This window comes from Chryseobacterium oranimense (assembly GCF_900129755.1).
In the GTDB taxonomy this organism is placed as follows: domain Bacteria; phylum Bacteroidota; class Bacteroidia; order Flavobacteriales; family Weeksellaceae; genus Chryseobacterium; species Chryseobacterium oranimense.
Genome location: NZ_FQWT01000006.1, coordinates 211197 through 231190 on the forward strand (window position 1 = coordinate 211197; position 19994 = coordinate 231190).

Annotated in this window: 21 protein-coding genes, 1 pseudogene and 1 riboswitch; of the genes and pseudogenes, 17 read left to right on the forward strand and 5 right to left on the reverse strand. The window is 38.5% G+C overall.

The window, feature by feature from the left end; translation table 11 throughout:
* Positions 1-19: 19 nt before the first annotated feature.
* The 6 genes and pseudogenes from BUB03_RS17720 to BUB03_RS17745 all read left to right on the forward strand — a co-directional run bounded on the left by BUB03_RS17720 (position 20) and on the right by BUB03_RS17745 (position 4703).
* On the forward strand, positions 20-778 hold the full coding sequence (locus BUB03_RS17720; RefSeq protein WP_040997335.1) for a hypothetical protein: 759 nt from the start codon (positions 20-22) through the stop codon (positions 776-778).
* 62 nt (positions 779-840) lie between these two features.
* Complete coding sequence (locus BUB03_RS17725; RefSeq protein ID WP_073065688.1) at positions 841-1389, forward strand: dihydrofolate reductase family protein; 549 nt, start codon at positions 841-843, stop codon at positions 1387-1389.
* Positions 1390-1414: 25 nt separating this feature from the next.
* The gene (locus BUB03_RS17730; RefSeq protein WP_073065690.1) at positions 1415-2200 is read left to right on the forward strand and encodes an alpha/beta fold hydrolase; all 786 of its coding nucleotides are present in this window, start codon (positions 1415-1417) and stop codon (positions 2198-2200) included.
* Positions 2201-2209: 9 nt separating this feature from the next.
* The gene (locus BUB03_RS17735) at positions 2210-2560 is read left to right on the forward strand and encodes a DUF2200 domain-containing protein (protein WP_040997339.1); all 351 of its coding nucleotides are present in this window, start codon (positions 2210-2212) and stop codon (positions 2558-2560) included.
* Positions 2561-2701: 141 nt separating this feature from the next.
* Positions 2702-2827: riboswitch (FMN riboswitch) on the forward strand.
* 90 nt (positions 2828-2917) lie between these two features.
* Positions 2918-3564: pseudogene (gene ribB, locus BUB03_RS17740) on the forward strand (3,4-dihydroxy-2-butanone-4-phosphate synthase).
* A gap of 137 nt (positions 3565-3701) precedes the next feature.
* On the forward strand, positions 3702-4703 hold the full coding sequence (locus tag BUB03_RS17745; protein WP_073065693.1) for a T9SS type A sorting domain-containing protein: 1002 nt from the start codon (positions 3702-3704) through the stop codon (positions 4701-4703).
* 64 nt (positions 4704-4767) lie between these two features.
* On the opposite strand, the gene BUB03_RS17750 is transcribed toward BUB03_RS17745, so the two are convergent.
* Positions 4768-6855 (reverse strand): TonB-dependent receptor plug domain-containing protein, encoded by a 2088-nt coding sequence (locus BUB03_RS17750; protein ID WP_073065779.1) that lies wholly within the window; start codon positions 6853-6855, stop codon positions 4768-4770.
* Between the two features lie 252 nt (positions 6856-7107).
* Between BUB03_RS17750 and BUB03_RS17755 the strand changes: the two genes are divergently transcribed.
* Both BUB03_RS17755 and BUB03_RS17760 read left to right on the forward strand, forming a co-directional pair.
* Entirely contained in the window at positions 7108-7860 is a 753-nt protein-coding gene (locus BUB03_RS17755; protein ID WP_040997345.1) for a DUF3575 domain-containing protein, read from the forward strand.
* 92 nt (positions 7861-7952) lie between these two features.
* On the forward strand, positions 7953-9245 hold the full coding sequence (locus tag BUB03_RS17760; RefSeq protein WP_040997347.1) for an MFS transporter: 1293 nt from the start codon (positions 7953-7955) through the stop codon (positions 9243-9245).
* Positions 9246-9302: 57 nt separating this feature from the next.
* Here the strand turns inward: BUB03_RS17760 and BUB03_RS17765 are convergent, their stop codons facing one another.
* On the reverse strand, positions 9303-9515 hold the full coding sequence (locus tag BUB03_RS17765; protein WP_073065694.1) for a hypothetical protein: 213 nt from the start codon (positions 9513-9515) through the stop codon (positions 9303-9305).
* Positions 9516-9978: 463 nt separating this feature from the next.
* Here BUB03_RS17765 and BUB03_RS17770 point away from each other — a divergent pair, with 463 nt between their 5' ends.
* Genes BUB03_RS17770 through BUB03_RS17785 form a run of 4 tightly spaced genes read left to right on the forward strand, consistent with a single transcriptional unit; the run spans position 9979 to position 12498 of the window.
* Positions 9979-10830 carry an alpha/beta fold hydrolase gene (locus BUB03_RS17770; protein ID WP_073065696.1) on the forward strand — a complete coding sequence of 284 codons (852 nt, stop codon included), beginning with the start codon at positions 9979-9981 and terminating at the stop codon, positions 10828-10830.
* Positions 10830-11300 (forward strand): RNA polymerase sigma factor, encoded by a 471-nt coding sequence (locus BUB03_RS17775; RefSeq protein ID WP_073065698.1) that lies wholly within the window; start codon positions 10830-10832, stop codon positions 11298-11300. The genes BUB03_RS17770 and BUB03_RS17775 overlap by 1 nt, the downstream gene beginning before the upstream one ends.
* A complete protein-coding gene (locus tag BUB03_RS17780; RefSeq protein ID WP_073065701.1) occupies positions 11290-11880 on the forward strand; it encodes a hypothetical protein in 591 nt (196 codons plus the stop codon). Before BUB03_RS17775 ends, BUB03_RS17780 begins: the two co-directional genes overlap by 11 nt.
* A gap of 6 nt (positions 11881-11886) precedes the next feature.
* Positions 11887-12498 (forward strand): class I SAM-dependent methyltransferase, encoded by a 612-nt coding sequence (locus BUB03_RS17785; RefSeq protein ID WP_073065704.1) that lies wholly within the window; start codon positions 11887-11889, stop codon positions 12496-12498.
* 69 nt (positions 12499-12567) lie between these two features.
* Here the strand turns inward: BUB03_RS17785 and BUB03_RS17790 are convergent, their stop codons facing one another.
* From BUB03_RS17790 to truA, 3 genes are all read right to left on the reverse strand, one after another.
* A complete protein-coding gene (locus BUB03_RS17790) occupies positions 12568-14319 on the reverse strand; it encodes an ABC transporter ATP-binding protein (RefSeq protein WP_073065706.1) in 1752 nt (583 codons plus the stop codon).
* 260 nt (positions 14320-14579) lie between these two features.
* Positions 14580-14921: a hypothetical protein gene (locus tag BUB03_RS17795; RefSeq protein WP_040997362.1), complete on the reverse strand. Its 342-nt coding sequence runs from the start codon at positions 14919-14921 to the stop codon at positions 14580-14582.
* 152 nt (positions 14922-15073) lie between these two features.
* Entirely contained in the window at positions 15074-15829 is a 756-nt protein-coding gene (gene truA, locus BUB03_RS17800) for a tRNA pseudouridine(38-40) synthase TruA (protein WP_228417927.1), read from the reverse strand.
* An 88-nt stretch (positions 15830-15917) separates the two neighbouring features.
* On the opposite strand from truA, the gene lpxK reads away from it, so the two are divergent.
* From lpxK to dinB, 5 genes are all read left to right on the forward strand, one after another.
* Positions 15918-16943, forward strand: coding sequence for a tetraacyldisaccharide 4'-kinase (gene lpxK / locus BUB03_RS17805; protein WP_073065711.1), 1026 nt, complete (start codon positions 15918-15920; stop codon positions 16941-16943).
* Positions 16927-17742, forward strand: a complete 816-nt coding sequence (locus tag BUB03_RS17810; RefSeq protein ID WP_073065714.1) for a purine-nucleoside phosphorylase — start codon at positions 16927-16929, stop codon at positions 17740-17742. Before lpxK ends, BUB03_RS17810 begins: the two co-directional genes overlap by 17 nt.
* A 102-nt stretch (positions 17743-17844) precedes the next feature.
* On the forward strand, positions 17845-18360 hold the full coding sequence (locus BUB03_RS17815; RefSeq protein WP_040997370.1) for a TlpA family protein disulfide reductase: 516 nt from the start codon (positions 17845-17847) through the stop codon (positions 18358-18360).
* Positions 18360-18815, forward strand: coding sequence for a GNAT family N-acetyltransferase (locus BUB03_RS17820; RefSeq protein ID WP_073065716.1), 456 nt, complete (start codon positions 18360-18362; stop codon positions 18813-18815). The genes BUB03_RS17815 and BUB03_RS17820 overlap by 1 nt, the downstream gene beginning before the upstream one ends.
* A gap of 43 nt (positions 18816-18858) precedes the next feature.
* Positions 18859-19953 (forward strand): DNA polymerase IV, encoded by a 1095-nt coding sequence (gene dinB, locus BUB03_RS17825; protein ID WP_040997374.1) that lies wholly within the window; start codon positions 18859-18861, stop codon positions 19951-19953.
* Positions 19954-19994: the final 41 nt, after the last annotated feature.

Consider the following 19994-nt stretch of genomic DNA (forward strand, 5'->3'; position numbering starts at 1 on the left):
TTTATAATCAGATAAGCAAATGAAAACTAACAGCTATATAATAACAAAGCCGTCTCTTTTGGTGTTCTGTACGTATTTCCTGATCAATTCCTGTTCCGAGCCGGCTCCCGCATCCAGGATTAAAGATATTTCCGATATAAAGGCTGAAATTGAAATTTATCAGAGCCTGACGGACGAAAAAGACAACAGCGTTTCCGTAAACTTGTATGATAAGAAAGGAAAAGAATTTGGCAACGATTCAGTGAAAATATCTGTCAATGAAAAAAAAGCAAAATATAAAATCATGCAACAGCTGTATTACAGCAAAAATTACGATTACCGCGCTGAACATGTAGCTCCGAAAAACAACACTTACGAACTACACATCCAACTAGGCAATGGAAAAAAATTCTTTCTGGCCAATATTCCCACCTTGAAATTAAGCAGCCCCGGAAACATTATCTATACCAAAGAAGCATCTTTAAAAAGTGATTATACCCTTCAATGGTCTGATCTGCACGATGTGAATGTCCTCTACTTTTCCAAAAGTGTTAGAGTAAAAAATAAAGAAGATAGCAATATACAGACGTTTATAGAGCAGGCTGCTGATACCATAAAGATAGGTCCGTCCGGAAGCTATACTATAAAAAAAGAAGAATTTTCCAAACCTGGAGAAAGACTGGGCATAATGAGCTTTAAATTCACAGCAGAAAAAACAGGAACACTCAATCCTAAGCTGTTAAGAGGCAGCAGTAGTAAAATAACAGGCTATCATGAAGAAAGAGTAAACTTCAAATAGCTGACTCATTCTCCAATATACCTTCTGGAAAGAATATTATTAAATAATTAATTATACTATTTATGAGAAAAATAATTCTTGACCTGGCCGTCACGTTAGATGGATTCATCGAAGGCCCTAATGGTGAAACAGACTGGTGCATCATGGATGATGATATGAACTTTAATGAGTTTCTGGACAGTATCGATACCATTTTCTACGGACGGGTAAGCTATGATTCCTGGGGGACGTATCAGCCGGAAGAAAATGCAGGTCCTGAAGAAAAAGAATTCTGGGACACCATTCATTCCAAAAATAAATATGTTTTTTCAAGTCAGGCCAGAAAAGATTCCGGAGCTGTTTTTGTCAGTTCTGATATTGCTGAAAAAGTAACCGAAATCAGGGCTCAGCCGGGAAAAGATATCTGGCTTTATGGCGGGGCTGGTCTCATTAAAACCTTTATTTATCTTAATCTTATTGATATTTACAGGATTTCAGTTCACCCCATTGCTTTAGGAAGCGGAAAACCATTGTTTGAAAATCTGAAAGAAAGACTTGAACTGAATCTCATTACAACAAATACCTTCCGGTCGGGTGTAGTACAGCTTATCTACGAATCAAAAAACAAATAAAACTACTTACAGAAATATATTAATTATGGAAAAATATGCACGGTCTTCGGACGGACAGAACATTCACTATAAAGAAAGCGGAGAAGGAAATACTGCCCTCTTATTCGTACACGGATGGCTCGGCAATGGAGAATGGTGGAACAGTCAGCTGGAATATTTCAAAGACAGTTATCACATCATTCAGATGGATCTTGCAGGACACGGGAAATCAGATACCTCAAGAACAGAATGGAGCAGTGAACGGTATGCAGATGACATCAAAGCAGTAGCCGACCAGATCAGGTCACAGGAAATTATCCTTGTGGGGCATTCGATGTCAGGAGCCTATGTTCTTGAAGCAGCTTCAAAAATTCCAAAAACAAAAGCAATTATCCTGATAGATACCGTTAAAAACCTTGATGAAACTTTTACAGAAGAACAGGTTGAGCAGGTTCTGTATGTACATTACCGGGCCGATTTTAAAAATGCAGTTGAAAACATCCTTCCACAATACCTTTTTACAGACAAAACGCCGCCGGATGTAAGACAGAAATTACAGGATGAATTTCTTCAAAACCCTGCAGAAACTGCCGTTGAGCTTCTCAAGCCTTTGTATAAAAAAGATTTCAGGAAAGAAGCGTCGAAAATCCAGGTCCCGGTAAGAGCCATCAACTCGGATAATTTTCCCACGAATATTGAAAACAACCGAAAGTATCTAAAAGATTACAACTACATTGAAATGTCCGGAACAGGGCACTACCCTATGCTGGAAAAACCTGAAGAATTCAACAAAGTTCTTGATGATATTCTTAAAGAGTTAAATGACAATTAATTAAATGCCATGCAGAACACCAGAATTTACACTACAGCTTTTGCCAGTGTCTATCCGCATTATATTCAAAAAGCAGAAAAGAAAGGCCGCACCAAATCCGAAGTTGATGAAATTATATTCTGGCTAACCGGATATGATGAAAAAAGCCTTCAGGAAATATTGGATAACAAAACCGATTTTAAAACCTTTTTTGAACAGGCCCCAAAGATCAATCCCAATGTTGTATTGATCAAAGGCGTTATTTGCGGATACCGGGTGGAAGATATTGAAGATGAACTCATGAGAAATATCCGGTATCTGGACAAGCTTATTGACGAGCTGGCGAAGGGAAAGAAAATGGAAAAAATATTGAGGGAATAATACAGCAATAGGAATCAAAATGCAAAATCAGGTAAATTTCTTCCCTATTTCAAAAAACTTCCCGAAATTTGGGATCTGTGCGTTAAAAATAATCAATGAAATAAAAATTTTAAATCAGAACATACAGTAAAACTTAGTATAAGTTTTCTTCGGGGCAGGGTGAAATTCCCTACCGGCGGTTACAGTCCGCGACTCCTTTCTTCGGAAGGGACTGATCTGGTGAAATTCCGGAACCGACAGTTAAAGTCTGGATGGGAGAAGAAAATGAAACGGTCAGTAAGATTCCTTACGGGCTTATTGTGCCGTATTTCATTTCCATGTACCGAAGACTATTTTAACTTTTAAAAGTAAAATAACATGGAAAAATTATTAGAACAATTTGGAGCAACCTCCACAGAACGTGTAGAGAATGCACTTCTAAAATTACAACAGGGAAAAGGAATTCTTCTGGTAGATGATGAAACCGCGAAAATGAAGGCGATATCATCTTTCCCGCATCCACCATTACAGAAAAGGACATGGCACTCCTGATCCGCGAATGCAGCGGAATCGTCTGCTTATGTATATCAGAGGAAAAAAGCAGGCACCTGAACCTCCGTCCGATGGTGGAAACCAACAATTCCAAAAATCAGACAGCATTTACCATTTCTATTGAAGCCAAAGAAGGGGTTGAATCCGGGGTTTCAGCTAAGGACCGTGTAACAACGATCAGAACGGCTGTAGCAGAAAATGCAGTGGCAGATCATATCGCAAGTCCGGGGCATGTTTTCCCTCTGATTGCTAAAAAAGGCGGCGTTTTCGAAAGACGCGGCCATACGGAAGGCAGCGTAGATCTTGTAAAAATGGCCAATCTGGGTGACGATGCCGTACTTTGTGAACTAACGAATGAAGACGGTTCTATGGCAAGACTTCCTGAAATTGTAGACTTTGCTGTCAAAAAAGAGATGAGCGTCGTGACCATTGAAGATATTTATGCTTACCGTAAAATGGTAATGAGCAATTAAACTTTAAACATTTTTAACGCACAAATTCGCCTACTGATATGATCAGCAGGCGTTTTTATTAAAAATTTAACCAAAAACAAATAAAATTATCATTTCAATACTATATTTTAATTATTTTTACAAAAAAAATCTTAACCATGAAAAAATCTTTACTCCTTTTATTAGGAGCATCTGCCCTGTTTTCTGCGCAGATCACGCTTACAAAAGCAGCCAACGACCCTATTTCCGGAAACGTTATCAACTACAATCATGTAACCGGACCCGTAAACAATTCCGCAACAGGAGCCAACACTACGTTTTCAAACGGAGGCCTTACCATGGGAATTTCGTCAGTGACGACTTATTCTACTCCTACTTCTGCTGAAATAACAACATTTCCGGGTTCTACCATTAAAATGATAGACGGAACAACAACCGTTTATTATAAAGCTTCTGCGACTAAACTGGAAATTACAGGAATTATAAATCCACAGCTTACCTTAAATTTCAGTGTAGACAATGGTACTTATAACAATTATCCTACTACTTATGGACCGGCACAAAATGACACAGCTAAAGGGACTTTCTCGTCATCTGTTGCCAACGGATTATTCAGCGGTACAATGAGTGCACAGGCTGATGCTTACGGAACCCTGATTATAGGTAATCGGACATATACTAATGTTCTTAGAGTAAAATATACGCAGAACCTTAATCTATATTCATCTTTTGATGTTGTTTATGCTAACCCTATCGGAACGGCTACCAATACATCCTATGCTTATTACGATGCCACTCACAGATATGCCCTGCTAAATTCTACAAGCGGAAACGTCAGTGTTCCATTGTTGAGCATCAACCAGACAGTAGGCACTGCATTAGCTTTAAACGAAGCATTCCTGTCAACCAGCAATACTACAGTAAAAAAAGAAAATTTAGTAGTTTATCCTAACCCTGCACAGGATTTTATCGGTTTCAAAGGAAATACAGATAATTACTCCAAAGCAAATATTTACAGCCTGGATGGGAAACTGGTTAAAACATCAGAGGTAAAATCCGGAAACATTCAAATCTCAGATCTTCCGCCAGCATCTTATTTCATAGAGATCAGCGGAAAAAATGCTGCAGACACAAAGAATACAAAGTTCATCAAGAAATAATAAAAACAAAATCCCCGCTCCTACAAAGGAACGGGGATTTCTTATTAACATTCAAAAACAGCTTTTAAAAAGTAGCCGCAGGAGCTGTTTCATTATTCAACTTTCTCTGTAGTTCTGTTTTCTTTCCTTTTGAGAAATCAAAGCTAACTCCCAGAACAAACATCGATTTGTTATTCATAATCCTGGTATGAACATTATAATCTACCAGACTTTCCGGTAGACTTTTTGTTTTATATTCTGAAGGCATACCGATCCAGTACATTCCTGCGGTAAAACTCCAGCTTTTCAGCCTGTAACTGGCAAAGAAGTGATTCTGGTTCTCATTGGTATTAAGGAAAGCTCCGCTAAGCGTATACACCGGAATGTTTACCATATACTGCACACTGAACGATTTATATTCTGAAGAAACCGAAAAATTATTCGCTAGATAATCATTCTTGATCAGTGCACCTTTACTCGTTCTTAAAGTTTCTGAAGTCGGTGTCAGTACAGCCTTTATTACAAGCAGACTGCTTCCAAACGGCTTATAGGAGCCGGACAGCTGTATCCCATACCGCTGGGAATTTTTCCCGTTTTCATAAGTCAGTGCATAACCTCCGAAAGTATCATCCAGAACATAATACTGATTGATCACACGATCTGTATACCGGTAGAAAAGGGAAGCATTAAAATCGAATTTCTTATTATTAAAAGAATAAATTAAATTATTGGAAAAATTCTGCTGGGACTTGAGAAAAGGATTCCCTTTCTGCACAATGTTCGGTGCCAGCTGAACCACGTTACTGCTGAGTGCGCTGCTCCAAGGACTTGTAGGGCTGTAGCTGCTTGTCAATCTCAGACTCTGATTGTTTTTAAGCTGATAACCTAAAATAACCTTAGGAGTAAATGACCATTCATCGAAAGTGTTTGCCGCACTTTTATTATGGATATTCGTAAGTCCCGCACCGACTCTGTAGCTGAATTTATCCGCTTTCCCTGAGAATTCTGTATAAAAATACTGCTCCAGATAATTAACGCTGTATTCCGAATGCCCTGCAAGATTATTCAGATCATTAGAAATAGCAGTGCTTGAAATTCGGTAGCCGGAAGAAAGTTTTCCCGCCTTAAAATCATGGGTATGGGCAAGTTCACCGACAAAATTAGTCTGCTCGGTTTTCAGGATCATATCGTTGTCGTACACCGAAACTTCAGATGGAACAATCCACTCTCTGGCAGATTCAGTTGTATTGGTGCTGTAATGAGAGCCTACCGCATTTAAGCTGAGTTCATCCTTAGAACCAATCTTTTTAGAATAATACAGATCCAGCTTAGGAATAGCATAACTTGAGCCGCTGTTTTTAAACATTTCATGCTCTTCTCTGAAGCTATCTTTGGTAAATACACTTTCTCCGGTGCCTTTTGAAAACCTGCTTAGGATATCCATATTCAGTTTAGCCTGGAAAGCATATTGATCGGGAACCATGCGGGTATAGCGCAAAGCAATATTCTGAGAAGTATATCCGAAATGATCTTTTCTGTTCTCATCCGAACGGTAATGCTCGCCATTCAGCTGATAATCATAAATGCTCTGAACCTGTCTGTCATCGTAATCCCTTAAATTAAAGAAATATTCCAGTCCAAAATTATTCTTCCCTTTCGTAAAATTAGCGTAGGCAGATGCATTCACAAATCCAGTGGTTAATCCAGACATGGTATCTACTCCAAAAACATAGCCTGTTTCATTGGATTTTGTAATAATATTGATCACTGTTTCTGCTCTTGAAGCCCATCTCGCAGGCGGAATATCATAATACTCCACTCTTACTACTTCACTTGGGGCCACACTGCGGATCTGAAGATCTGTAGCCTCTATCCCATTGATCAGAAACAGAGCAGTTCCGCCCTTCGTGCTTATGATCGTATTAGAAACAGGGTCAAGCTGCAGTTCCGGCAAAGTCTGCAGCAGGTCTTTTGCATATCTTGCTTTCTCCAAAGCCTCTTTATCAAAAGTGTAAACAGATTTGTCCGCAAACTGTTTCTTACGTTGAGATTTCAGGATCACTTCCTGGATTTCTTTTGTGGCTCCCTGTCCAATAGTATCATTTTTTGCGGCTTTCTGCGAAAACACAAAAACTCCACAAAGGAAAAACACAGGATATAGAACTTTTTTCATATTCAGAAATAAAATGATTTTGATAAAAATAAGACATATAAGATCCGGCATTTGTTACATCGCTTTTAAGCTTTTATTGAAAAATAAAGACAAACCACTAGGTTTCAAGCCTCTGTATCTGTCACATTAATAATACAGCACTAACAATAATCATTTAAACACTTTAAAGCAAAAAATTGAATCATATTGAAATATTATTGATTTATTGCCCGTTTTTTGCTGATACTATTTTACATCACAAAATATAAAGTCATGAAAAAGCTCCTCATCTTAATTCCCTGTTTTCTGTTTTCAGAAGCAGATGCACAGGAACTTCAGGCTGTTCCCACCGAAAAAATGAATATAATCAAAACGAATGTGACAGCCTATGCCTTCAGAAATATCAACCTGTCTTACGAAAGAGCGATCAACCAATGGTTTTCTCTCAATATAGGTTTTGGAACAATGACTCAGGGGAAAGTACCCTTCATTAATGCCTTTTTGAAAGATGAAGATGAAAAAAGATTTCAGAATCTGAGGGTTAAGGCCACAAACTTCACTATCGAACCAAGGTTTTACATTGGAAAAGGATATGGAAAAGGTTTTTATTTTGCCCCTTATTACCGGTATTCCGACGTCTCGTCCAACAGCTTTGATTTTTATTACGATTATGATGCTATTGATGGAAATACTTATCAGATACCGCTTAAAGGCCAGGGAAGCACCAGCGGAAACAGTGGCGGGCTAATGGTAGGCGTACAATTCTTTCTTACCCGAAGCCAGAATCTGGTGCTGGATTTCTGGATCGCAGGCGCCCATTACGGAAGCGGAAAAGGCGATTTCACCATGACCAGCAATTATACATTAACCCCGGAAATGCAGGCCCAGCTTAAAAAAGAAATTGAAAACCTTGATATTCCTTTTGTAGATTACACAGTAGAAACCAATGCCAATGGAGCAAAAGTAAAAGTGGACGGGCCGTGGGCAGGCTTCAGAAGTGGACTGTCTATTGGTTACAGGTTTTAAAATGATAATTAAATAGCACCGAAAACCGTTCTTTTAAGGACGGTTTAATAATTTCCTGAATTTTGTATCTTGGCTCATTATCTCTATTATTTATGAATTCATCATCTATAACTACCGCTCAAAGAATCAAAGCCATCGTAGGCGGATCTATCGGAAACCTTGTTGAGTGGTATGACTGGTATGCCTATGCTGCTTTTGCCATTTATTTTTCCAATTCGTTTTTTCCGGATTCGGATCTTAATGCCCAGCTGATGAATACAGCAGGTATCTTTGCCGTAGGTTTTCTGATGAGACCAATCGGCGGCTGGGTATTTGGAAGTATTGCCGATAAAATCGGAAGAAAAAAAGCGATGACGCTTTCTGTCCTGCTGATGTCTTTTGGTTCGCTTCTTATTGCACTTACCCCCACTTATAAGACTATAGGAATTTTAGCACCTGCCCTGTTGCTTCTTGCAAGGCTATTACAAGGATTAAGTGTCGGTGGTGAATATGGTGTTTCCGCCACTTATCTGAGCGAAATGGCTTCAGAAAACCGCAGGGGTTTTTATTCAAGCTTTCAGTATGTAACGCTTATAGGCGGGCAGCTGATCGCGTTAGGAATTCAATTGATTCTGCAAAAACTACTTTTAACGGAAACTCAGCTCGAAGAATGGGGATGGAGAATTCCATTTGTGATTGGGGCACTGCTTTCGGTGATTGCTTTGTACCTGAGAGCTAATCTTCATGAGACCGAAGCTTTTGAAAACAAAAAAGAGGTTAATGAAAAGAAAAAAGGAACTGTTACAGAGCTTCTGAAACATCCTAAAGCCTTGCTTACAGTAGTTGGACTGACTTTAGGCGGAACCCTGGCATTCTATACTTACACAACTTACATGCAGAAGTTTTTAGTCAATACTGTTCATCTTACCAAAGAACAGTCGACACTGATCTCGTTTGTCTCATTATTTATATTTGCCTGTCTGCAGCCTGCTTTCGGAGCGCTTTCCGATAAAATCGGAAGAAGGCCGTTGCTTCTAGGCTTTGGTATTCTGGGTACCCTGTTCACCGTTCCGCTTCTCACTGCTTTAAGCACCACAACATCGATGTGGACTGCATTTTTCCTGATCATGGCCGCCTTGATTATTGTCAGTGGCTACACTTCTATTAATGCAGTGGTAAAAGCTGAACTTTTTCCGTCAGAGATCAGAGCTCTTGGCGTAGGACTTCCATACGCTCTTACAGTAGCTATTTTCGGAGGAACAGCCGAATATATTGCCCTTTGGTTCAAGCAGTCCGGAACAGAACCATACTTCTACTGGTATATTACCGGATGTATTTTGTTCTCGTTAATCGTTTATGCGGGAATGAAGGACACTAAGAAAACCTCAGCTCTGGATAAGGACTAGGAAACAAACATATAAAAGATAGCGCCGCAGATTCTCTGCGGCGCCATCTTTTATATCTTAATGGTAAGCCTTTTTAAATTTCTCCACCATGCTATCCAGATTATGACGCTGGACATATACACTTTTTATTTCCTGGTATCTGGGTGACTTGTAAAAAACCTCATGAAAATCCATGCTTCCGTTCCCTACTTTCACTACTTTCTGTACGTCGATATTCAGTTTTTTCAGCTCGTCTTTAAAGACTTTAAATTCATCTTGTATATTGTTCATTTATATTTTTGGATTTTAGTTAAAAAAAATCAACTTTACACTTTTGCCCCTTCAGTAAAGCGGGGCCACTCTAAATTTGTAATAAAAATAGTGAATTTTTCAATATAATCACAAGGCGAATGCTATTTTTTTACTCAAATTAACGATTTTGTAGCGATTTTATATTTTTTTACAATGATCAAATAACTTTAAACTCATCACTTCTCCCTGAAAAATTGCTTGAAACTACTATCAATAAAGGGAAAATTAATTATTTCCAATAAACAGTATAAAATATTTTTAAGGGGCGATGATTTTTTCCCGAAAATGTTGTTGAAAATCATACAAAGGATTATGTACAAATGGATTGCAGATTTATAATAACATCAAAATTTAAATATCCTTATAAATATTTTTAAATATCCTGTAACATTTTAAGAAAGTACTCCTCTAAAAGACAAATTCACCTTAAAATTTTATAGAAATGAAAAAATACAGAATCTTCTTTATCCTGATGTTAGTTTTTGCAGCAGCATGCAATATATTTGGTCAAACCAAGAACTATCCGTTTGAGATAAAAAAGTCAGGTAAAGGAAAAAAATCTATTCTCTTTATTCCCGGGTTTGCCTCTTCAGGAGAAGTATGGAATGATACGACAGCGAAATTCGAAAAGGATTTTACCTGTTATACACTCACTATGGCAGGATTTGCAGGAGTAAAACCTCAGCCTGATGCCACCTTTAAAAATTGGGAAAACGAAATTGCAGCTTACATCAAAGATCAGAAAATTGAACAACTTGTTATTATCGGTCACAGCATGGGAGGTAGCCTGGCTATGGCACTGGCCGCAGATTATCCGGAACTCATCTCAAAAATAGTTGTTGTAGATGCCCTTCCCTGTCTCGCCGCATTATCAGATCCAAACTTTAAAGCTAAAGAGAATAACGACTGTACTGTGACCGTAAATACATTAAAGGCTATGACGGATGAACAATTTAAACAAATGCAGACCGGTGCTATTCCACGACTTGTAGCAGATCCTTCCATGCAGGAAACGGTGGTGAACTGGAGTATGAAATCGGACAGGGCAACGTTCGCAAAAATGTACTGTGATTTCTCCAATACTGATCTCAGGGAAAAAATCCAGCATATACAGTGCCCTGCCCTAGTGCTTCTGGAATCTTATTTTGTTAATTTTAAACCGGCAATTGAAAATCAATATAAAAATTTAAAAAATGCTGATATGAGATATGCTTCAAAAGGACTGCATTTTATTATGTACGACGACAAGGAATGGTATCTGGAACAGTTAAATAACTTCTTATTATCCAAATAATGGTATTTGAGGATATATACGAACTGTACTGGCAGAAAATATTCCGTTTATGCATGGGATATGTAAACAATTCCGAGCTCGCACAGGATCTCGCACAGGAAACATTCATCATTGTCTGGCAGCAGCTTCCGAAATTCAGGAATGAATCCGGTATCGGGACATGGATCTTCAGAATTGCTTCGAATAACTGTTTAAAGCAGATTGAAAAGGAGAAAAAGTTCAGTAAAGCAGACCTTCCTGTTAATCTTGAAGAAAAAAAGCAGGAATCCCTGGAGCCACAGATACAGCTTCTTTACAAGTATATTTCTGAGTTACCGGAAACGGACCGGATTATTATTTCCCTGGAACTGGAAGAAGTAAAGCAGGCAGAAATTGCAGGCATCGTAGGATTATCTGAGTCAAACATACGGGTAAAGATCCACAGGATAAAAGAAAAATTAACTAAAAGATTCAAAGAAAATGGCTACTGATATAGATTTTAAAAACCTCTGGAAACAGCAGACTGCTGAGAAACCCAGTATAGAAGAGCTGCTTGGCAAACTGAAGAGCTTTAAAAAGGAAAACATAAGAAAACTTGTCGCCACCAATATTTTACTGATCATAACCTGCATATTCATCGGACTGATATGGTATTATTATCAGCCTCAGATGCTGACAACTAAAATTGGAATTGTAGTGGTTATCGTGGCTATGGTTATTTTTTTAACTGCCTATAATCAATTGTTTATGAATTTTTACAGGCTTGATAATAATCTGACCAACAATGAGTATCTGCAAAGCCTGTATCTGCTGAAAAACAGGCAGAAGTTCATGCAGACCACCATGCTGAACCTTTATTTCATTCTTCTCTTCATAGGAATCTATCTTTACATGTACGAATATACATCAAGAATGAAGCTCATCTACGCAATAACAACATATGTCGTTACTTTTGTATGGATAGCCATTAACTGGTTCTATTTAAGGCCGAAAACAATAAAGAAGCAGCAGGCAAAAATTAACGGATTAATTGATAAATTTGAAGAAATAAACAATCAGTTAAAAGATTAACTACTAATGAACGATAGCAGCAGAAAGCACTGGGAAAACGTCTATGAAACCAAAAATCCGGACGAGGTAAGCTGGACACAGGAAAAACCGGAAGTATCCCTTGATCTTATCCGTTCTTTCGGATTGGGAAAAAAAGCCAGAATCATCGATATTGGCGGCGGAGACAGTAATCTGGTTGATTTTCTTCTTGAGGAAGGATACAAAAACATTACTGTTCTCGATATTTCTGCTAAAGCTTTGGAAAAGGCAAAAACAAGATTGGGAGAAAAAGCTGACCAGGTGACATGGATTCATTCAGACATTACGATGTTTGAACCTTCGGAAACTTACGATATCTGGCACGACCGGGCTGCCTTTCATTTTCTGACAAATGCGGAACAGGTTTCAAAATACACCGATACGGCCGCGAAATGGGTAAGAGGATTTATGGTCCTGGGAACTTTTTCAAAAGACGGACCGAAAAAATGCAGCGGGCTGGATATCCGGCAATATGATGAAGTTGCATTGACTGAAAGATTCAGATCAGATTTTACGAAAATAAAATGTTTCACTCAGGATCATACAACTCCGTTTGGAACCGTTCAGAATTTTATTTTCTGTAGCTTTAAAAAGATATAAATCTGTGGTTAAAAAACATAAAAGAGAGCTTCATTTCTAAAGCTCTCTTTTATTATGTTGTTTTTATTTTTATTTCTCTTCTTCCAGCTCCACTTCATGTCTCAGCTGCGCTTTGTAAAGGGTTGAGTAATATCCGTTCTTCTCAAGAAGTTCAAGATGCTTCCCTTCTTCTACAATTTTACCATGCTCCATGACAATAATTTTATCTGCCTTTTCAATGGTGGAAAGCCTGTGGGCAATGATGATAGAAGTTCTGTTTTTGGTGATCTTTTCTGTAGCTCTCTGGATCAGCTTTTCACTTTCGTGGTCTATAGAAGAAGTAGCCTCGTCCAGAATCAGGATTTTAGGGTCTGATAAATAAGCCCTAAGGAAAGATAGCAACTGTCTCTGACCTAAAGAAATAGAAGAGCCTCTTTCACTCACCACAAAATCATAACCTCCCGGAAGCTGCTCGATAAACTGGTCTACTTCAATTTCTTTTGCTCCCGCTTTGATTTTTTCCAGCGTAATGCTTTCATCCCCAAAGGCAAGGTTTTCAAAAATACTTCCGTGGAAAAGGAATACATCCTGAAGAACAACTCCGATGTGGCTTCTCAGATTGTAAAGCTCATAGTCCTTCAGATCAACATCATCAATTCTGATGTTCCCGGAATTAATATCATAAAGCCTCGTAATAAGACTGATAATCGTAGATTTTCCTGCTCCGGTTGCTCCTACAATGGCTACTGTTTCTCCCGGATTTACTTTAAAATCGATTCCTTTCAATACCTCCTGCTTCTCATCGTAAGCAAAATGTACTTTTTCGAATTCAATTTTACCGTCAAAGTGGTCTTTTTTTACCGTTCCCGTATTTGGCATCGCATAATCTTCATCCATTACACCCAATACCCTTTCCGCTCCTACAATCCCTCTCTGGATATTGTTGAAACGGTCTGCAATCTGCCTTAGCGGACGGATAAGCATGGAAATATACTGGATAAATGCAATAACCACACCCGCACTGATGGTAATATAACCTCCATAAAACAGGATAAACCCGATAAATAAAGAAGAAATAAGCTCTACTACAGGAAAGAATAATGAAAAAATGAAAACCGTTCTCAGCAAAGCACTTTTCAGGGTAATATTAATGTCATCAAACTTTTTAAATTCAGCTTCCTGCCTGTTGAATACCTGGATAATCGACATTCCCGCCAAACGCTCCTGAACAAAAGAATTCTGATTGGCCGTCCATGTTCTTTCATCTCCGAAAGCTTTTTTCAGCCTTTTCTGGAAAAATCTGGTAATCACAACCATTAATGGAAGTATTGCAAGTGTGATATAACTTAAATGCACGTTCGTACTGAACATCATAACCAAAACAAAGGCAATTCTCAGGATATCCCCGAACACCATAAGGAAACCGTCGGTATAAACGGTAGCAATGGTCTCCACATCTCCTACAGCACGGGTCACAAGCTGCCCGATCGGAGTTTTATCAAAAAATGATGTCCTGAAATAGATCAGCTTTGCATAAAGCCTTTCACGGATGTCACGGATAACGTTCTGTGAAATATAATTTGAAAAATAAACCAGGAAAAAGTTTAAAATAGTTTCTGCAAACACCAAACCTATCAGCATGTAGATATGCTTCATCATCATCGCTTTATCCCTCAGCTTGGTAATGTCGTTATCCACCACCTCCATAGTAAGATAAGGCCTGTAGGTAGAAACCACGGACAGTAAAACGGAAATGATTAAAGTAAGGATGAACCAGGACCGGAATTTCATTCCTATAAAGAACAGCCTCTTAACAATCCCCCAGGTATCTTGTTTTTTCATTGTACGAGTTGAAGAAAGAATTTAAAATTCTATGCAAAAATAATACTTTAAAATTTGAAAGCCTGTAGAAGTTCATCAAATCGTCATAGAAAATTTCAGATAAGAATTATTTATACAATGAATATAGTAAGCTGTATTCTATCTGTTTAAATACTTTTCAGCCGCTTTTCCTGAAGTTTTAGAGATTTTAGAATTGTTGGCCAGAAAACCAGTATCCCTATATCACTGGTGGCTGAGGCTCCCGAAGCCACAAAGCTGTATTATAAATCCTTATCTCCGATTTTTTCAATTTCCAGAGAAGGTTTACTGATGTTTTCTTTCACAAATTTCTTTTCAAGAAGCTTATAAACTCCATATACGGCCGCAATTGAAATGATCCAGCTGACAATACTGATTGGGGAAAAGCCTGTATAGTTCATATTATCTACAGCATCTGGGTCTGTAAGTCCTTTATAAATTCCATAAGAAAAACCAAAGACCAATTGAGTTCCAAGATATACCCCGATCGCCAGAAGCCCATAATGCCATTTTGTTTTCCCGAATCTTTCAGCAAGCTGTGCATAGTACCTGTAAGCCCCGATAAGAATAAAAATTGATAACATAATTTGTGTTTTATATATTTAACATTCAGCCATCCGGCATGAAAATAATACAGTATTTTTCACGGAATAACCATCGGTTGCTAAAGTACTTTTTTTTTCAATGCGGTAAAACAAAAGAGCATCCGTAAAATCACGGAAATTTTATGATGGAACTAAAATTCATAACCTACATCTACAAGGAATAGTCCGTGTCCCGGAGCTGAAGTTCCGGCCGCATTACGGTTTTTATCTTCAATAATTTTTCGCAGATCTTCGGGTTTTATTTTACCGCTTCCAATTTCCACCATCGTTCCCACGATAGCACGGACCATATTTCTGAGAAAGCGATTTGCGGAAACCGTAAATTTAAGTTCTGTTCCCTCCTGCTCCCATTCCGCTTTGTATATTTTACAGATATTGGTTTTATTGTCGGTCTTTAATTTGGCAAAGCTTGTAAAATCTTCATATTCAAATAAAATTTTACATGCCTCATTCATTCTGTGAATATCCAGCGGTCTTTTCCAGTGCTGCCATGCCGATTCCTGGGTGAAGGGGTTTTTCGCCAGGGAAATATAATATTCATACGTCCTGTAGGTGGCATCAAAACGGGCATGAAAATCATCTTTCACCTGAAAGACTCTTTTTATGGCAATATCGGGTGGCAGAAAACTATTTAGCTTATAAGGCAGATTCATCTGATCCGCTGCTTTTTCCGTATCGAAATGCGCAAATATCTTTTTGGCATGAACTCCTGTATCCGTCCTTCCGGCTCCTGTGGTTTTGATCTCTTCCCTTAATATGGTGGAAAGTGCTTTTTCCAGTTCTTCCTGTACAGAAATGGCGTCCGGCTGTATCTGATAACCGAAATAATTTTTTCCGTTGTAAGAAAATTCAATAAAGTATCTCAATGTATTATAATAACTCAACAAAAATACTTTAATTTAATGAAATATTTGTTGAAAAGTCTTCGAGAATATTATTCAAAATCCTTGTGAAATTCCCTATTTTTGCAAACGTATGAAAAGATGGTACCTTTATCCTTTTTCCCTCGGTTATCATTTGGCAACGGGTATCCGGAACACAATGTATGATCTGGGCGTTTTTAAAACGACAAAATTCAAGACTCCGATAATTAATGTCGGCAACCTTTCTGTGGGCGGAAGCGGAAAATCGCCTATGGTGATGTATCTTGCCCAATTCCTGTCCAAACATTACAGAACAGGGGTTCTTTCGCGTGGCTATGGCAGACTGACGAAAGGCTATGAAGTAACAAATTACGAAAGCAATTATAAAATTGTAGGCGATGAGGCCATGCAGCTTTTTGAACGCTTCAAAAACCGTTTCGTTATTGCAGTTTCGGAAGAAAGAGTTCCCGGAGCCAAAAAAGTGATCGAAGATATGGACCTTGATGTCCTTGTATTAGACGATGCCATGCAGCACAGGGCAATCAAAGCAGGATTCAACATTCTGATGACGGATTTTAATGATCCTTATTTTAAAGACCACCTTCTTCCGGCAGGAGATCTGAGGGAATCCAGAAACGGCTCCAAAAGGGCAGATATCATTATGATCAGCAAATGTCCCGATGAGCTCACCGAAGAAACCAAACGTTACTATATTTCAAGGATCAAACCTTCTTATAACCAAAAAGTATTCTTTTCATCCATTGGTTATGACGAAAATGTGTACGGAAAAGACAAAATGCTTCCGGACAACAACCTGAACTATTATGACATCCTTCTGATCACGGGAATTGCCAATCCAAAACCGCTTCTTGAGCATCTGGCCAAGTTTTCCCAAAGAGTTACCCATTTAAAGTTCAGGGATCATCATAATTTTACAGATGATGATATCAAAAAAATTACTGCAGAATATAAAAAACTGGGCGAATACAAACTGATCCTGACCACAGAGAAAGATTATGTACGTCTGAAAACTTTTGACTATCTTAGAGAAATTGTTTACTACTGGCCTATCAATGTCATTATTGATAAAAAGGAAGAATTCAACCAAATCATCTTAGATTATGTTAGAAAAAATTAAGCAGACTGCAGATTTCATTCACAATATTATCAAAGAAACTCCGGACTTTGCGATTGTTTTGGGATCCGGACTGGGAAAACTACAGGATGAAGTAGAAGCTATTCACATTTTAGACTATCCTGAAATCCCTAATTTCCCTCAAACGACTGTTGCCGGGCATGGAGGAAAATTAATTTACGGAACCCTGGAAGGCAAAAAAGTCCTGATGATGAGCGGGCGCTTCCATTATTATGAAGGCCATTCTATGGAAACGGTAACTTTTCCCATAAGGGTTTTCCATCTGTTAGGCATCAAAAACCTCATCCTTTCCAATGCCTGTGGCGGTATTAACCCCGCATATCGTATTGCAGACCTTGTTATTTTAAAAGACCATATCAATATGATGCCTGAACATCCGCTTCGGGGCAAAAATATCGAATCATTCGGGCCGCGTTTTGTGGATATGAGTGAACCGTACAACAAAAAAATGATCGAAACCGCTGAAAAAGCCGCCGCTGATCATCATATTAAAGTTCATCAGGGAGTTTATGTAGCTTTACAAGGCCCCACTTTTGAAACACCCGCAGAGTATGGCATGCTTAAAGCTATTGGTGGTGATATGGTAGGTATGAGCACCGTACCCGAAGTAATTGTTGCCAGACATATGAGCATGGATGTTTTCTGCATCTCGGTGGTTACAGATCTCGGCGGGCCGGATATTGCCTTTCCTGTTTCCCATGAAGAGGTTCTGAATGCAGCTAATAAAGCAATGCCAAATGTGATTGCTGTAGTAAAAGGCCTGATCAGAAACTACCAATAGATTTTATAGAAATTCTCAATCTCTTAAATTTTTCCTAATTCATAAAAAATCAATTATAAATTGCGTTTCATTGTTTAGATTTGTATACATGAAATTGAAAGAATGAAAAAGTTAGCATTAATTCTTACGATCAGTATTTTCGGGCTGGGCTACGCACAACAGCAGCCGAAAGTACTTAAAACCAGCTTTACCAAAGAAGCCCTGGTACAGAAACTTGAAGATGAGGAAGGAAAAAGCATTACCATCCAGCAGATTCTTGATCACCATAAAGGAAAAGTTTTAGTCATTGATTTCTGGGCCGGATGGTGCAGAGACTGCTTAAAAGCACTTCCAAAAGCTGAAGAACTTGAAAAGAACAACCCGAATGTAGATTTCGTATTCCTTTCCCTGGAAAGATCGAAAGAAGGTTTTGACAAAAGCCTCGACAGATTCAATATGAAAGACAAAGACAATTACTGGTTTGCTTCAGGCTGGAAAAATGATTTTAATAATTATATCGACCTCAACTGGATCCCAAGATATATGGTTATAGACCAGAAATCCTCTATTGCAAAATATTATGCTATTTCCCCGGAAGATCCGGAACTACAGGAAACCATTAACCGCCTTCTACAATAATGATTACAAGAGAAGCCACAGAACAGGATCTGAAGGTCCTTCTTGAATTTGAACAGGGAATTGTTACCGCAGAAAGGCCATTCAACAGCACACTTATTGATGGAGAAATTCATTACTATGATCTGCTTAAACTGATACAGGCTGAAGATGCATTTGTACTCGTTGCGGAAGAAAATGCTGAAATCGTAGCATCCGGATATGCACGGATTAAAACACCTGATAATAATTATTCAAATTTTGATCGCTATGCTTACCTTGGATTTATGTATGTAAAGCCTGAGCATAGGGGAAAAGGAGTCAACAAATTGATTCTTGACGGACTGTTGAGCTGGGCAAAATCTAAAGACATTTCAGAAGTAAGGCTGGATGTTTATTCCCACAATGAATCCGCTGTAAAGGCTTATGAAAAAGCCGGGTTTGACTCACTACTCACTACGATGAGGATGAAAATATAATCAGAATTCAATTCCAAAATAAATGAATCCATATCTTTGCGGTATGGATTCTTCTTTTCCCATCCGTAAGATTATTCATGTGGATATGGATGCATTTTATGCTTCTGTGGAGCAGCATGACAATCCCTCTTTAAAGGGAAAGCCTATTGCTGTAGGAGGAGAACACCGGGGCGTAGTTTCAGCGGCAAGTTATGAAGCTAGAAAATATGGAGTCCGTTCTGCCATGCCCAGCAAAACAGCTAAAGAAAAATGCCCGCACATTATTTTTGTACATCCCCGTTTTGCAAGGTATAAGGAAATATCAAAACAGATCCGGGAAATTTTTCATGAATATACCGATCTTGTAGAACCTCTTTCGTTGGATGAGGCCTATCTCGATGTCACTGAAAATAAGAAAGACATAGAATCTGCCAATCAGATTGCGAAGGAAATCCGCCAGAAAATATTTGAAAAAACAGGGCTGACCGCTTCTGCAGGAATTTCCGTCAATAAGTTCCTGGCAAAAGTAGCATCAGATATCAACAAACCAAATGGTCAGAAAACAATTCATCCGGATAGAATCGAAGGTTTTCTTGAGGAGCTGCCGGTAGAAAAATTTTACGGTGTAGGTAGGGTTACTGCGAACAAAATGTTTAGTTTAGGGATTTATAAAGGAAAAGATTTAAAGAAAAAAACACTGGAAGAACTGGTGAAGCTTTTTGGAAAATCCGGTTCCTACTATTATAATGTGGTACGCGGCATTCATCATTCTGAAGTAAAACCACACCGCATTCAGAAGAGCGTTGCTGTGGAAAGAACCTTTTTTGAGGACCTTTTTGACGATCAGGCCATCAATGAAAAACTGGAACACCTGAGCCAGGAGCTTCACCAGCGGCTGCAAAAAAACAATATCCTGGGAAGATCCCTGACTTTAAAGATCAAGTATAAGGATTTCTCACTTTTTACACGAAGCTTTACCAAGGAAGAGTACTTTACTTCGCCTGAGCAGTATTTTAATACCGGGAAAAAATTATGGGAACTCCGGCCTTTCGATAAGCCTGTAAGGTTACTCGGGCTTTCTCTTTCCCATCTCAATACGGAAGAAAAAAAACAGGTCTCTATTCAACTAAAAATCCCGTTTGAAGAATTTGAGGATTGACAGGTGAAAATTTTTCACTATCTTGTAGGAACCAAACCTTA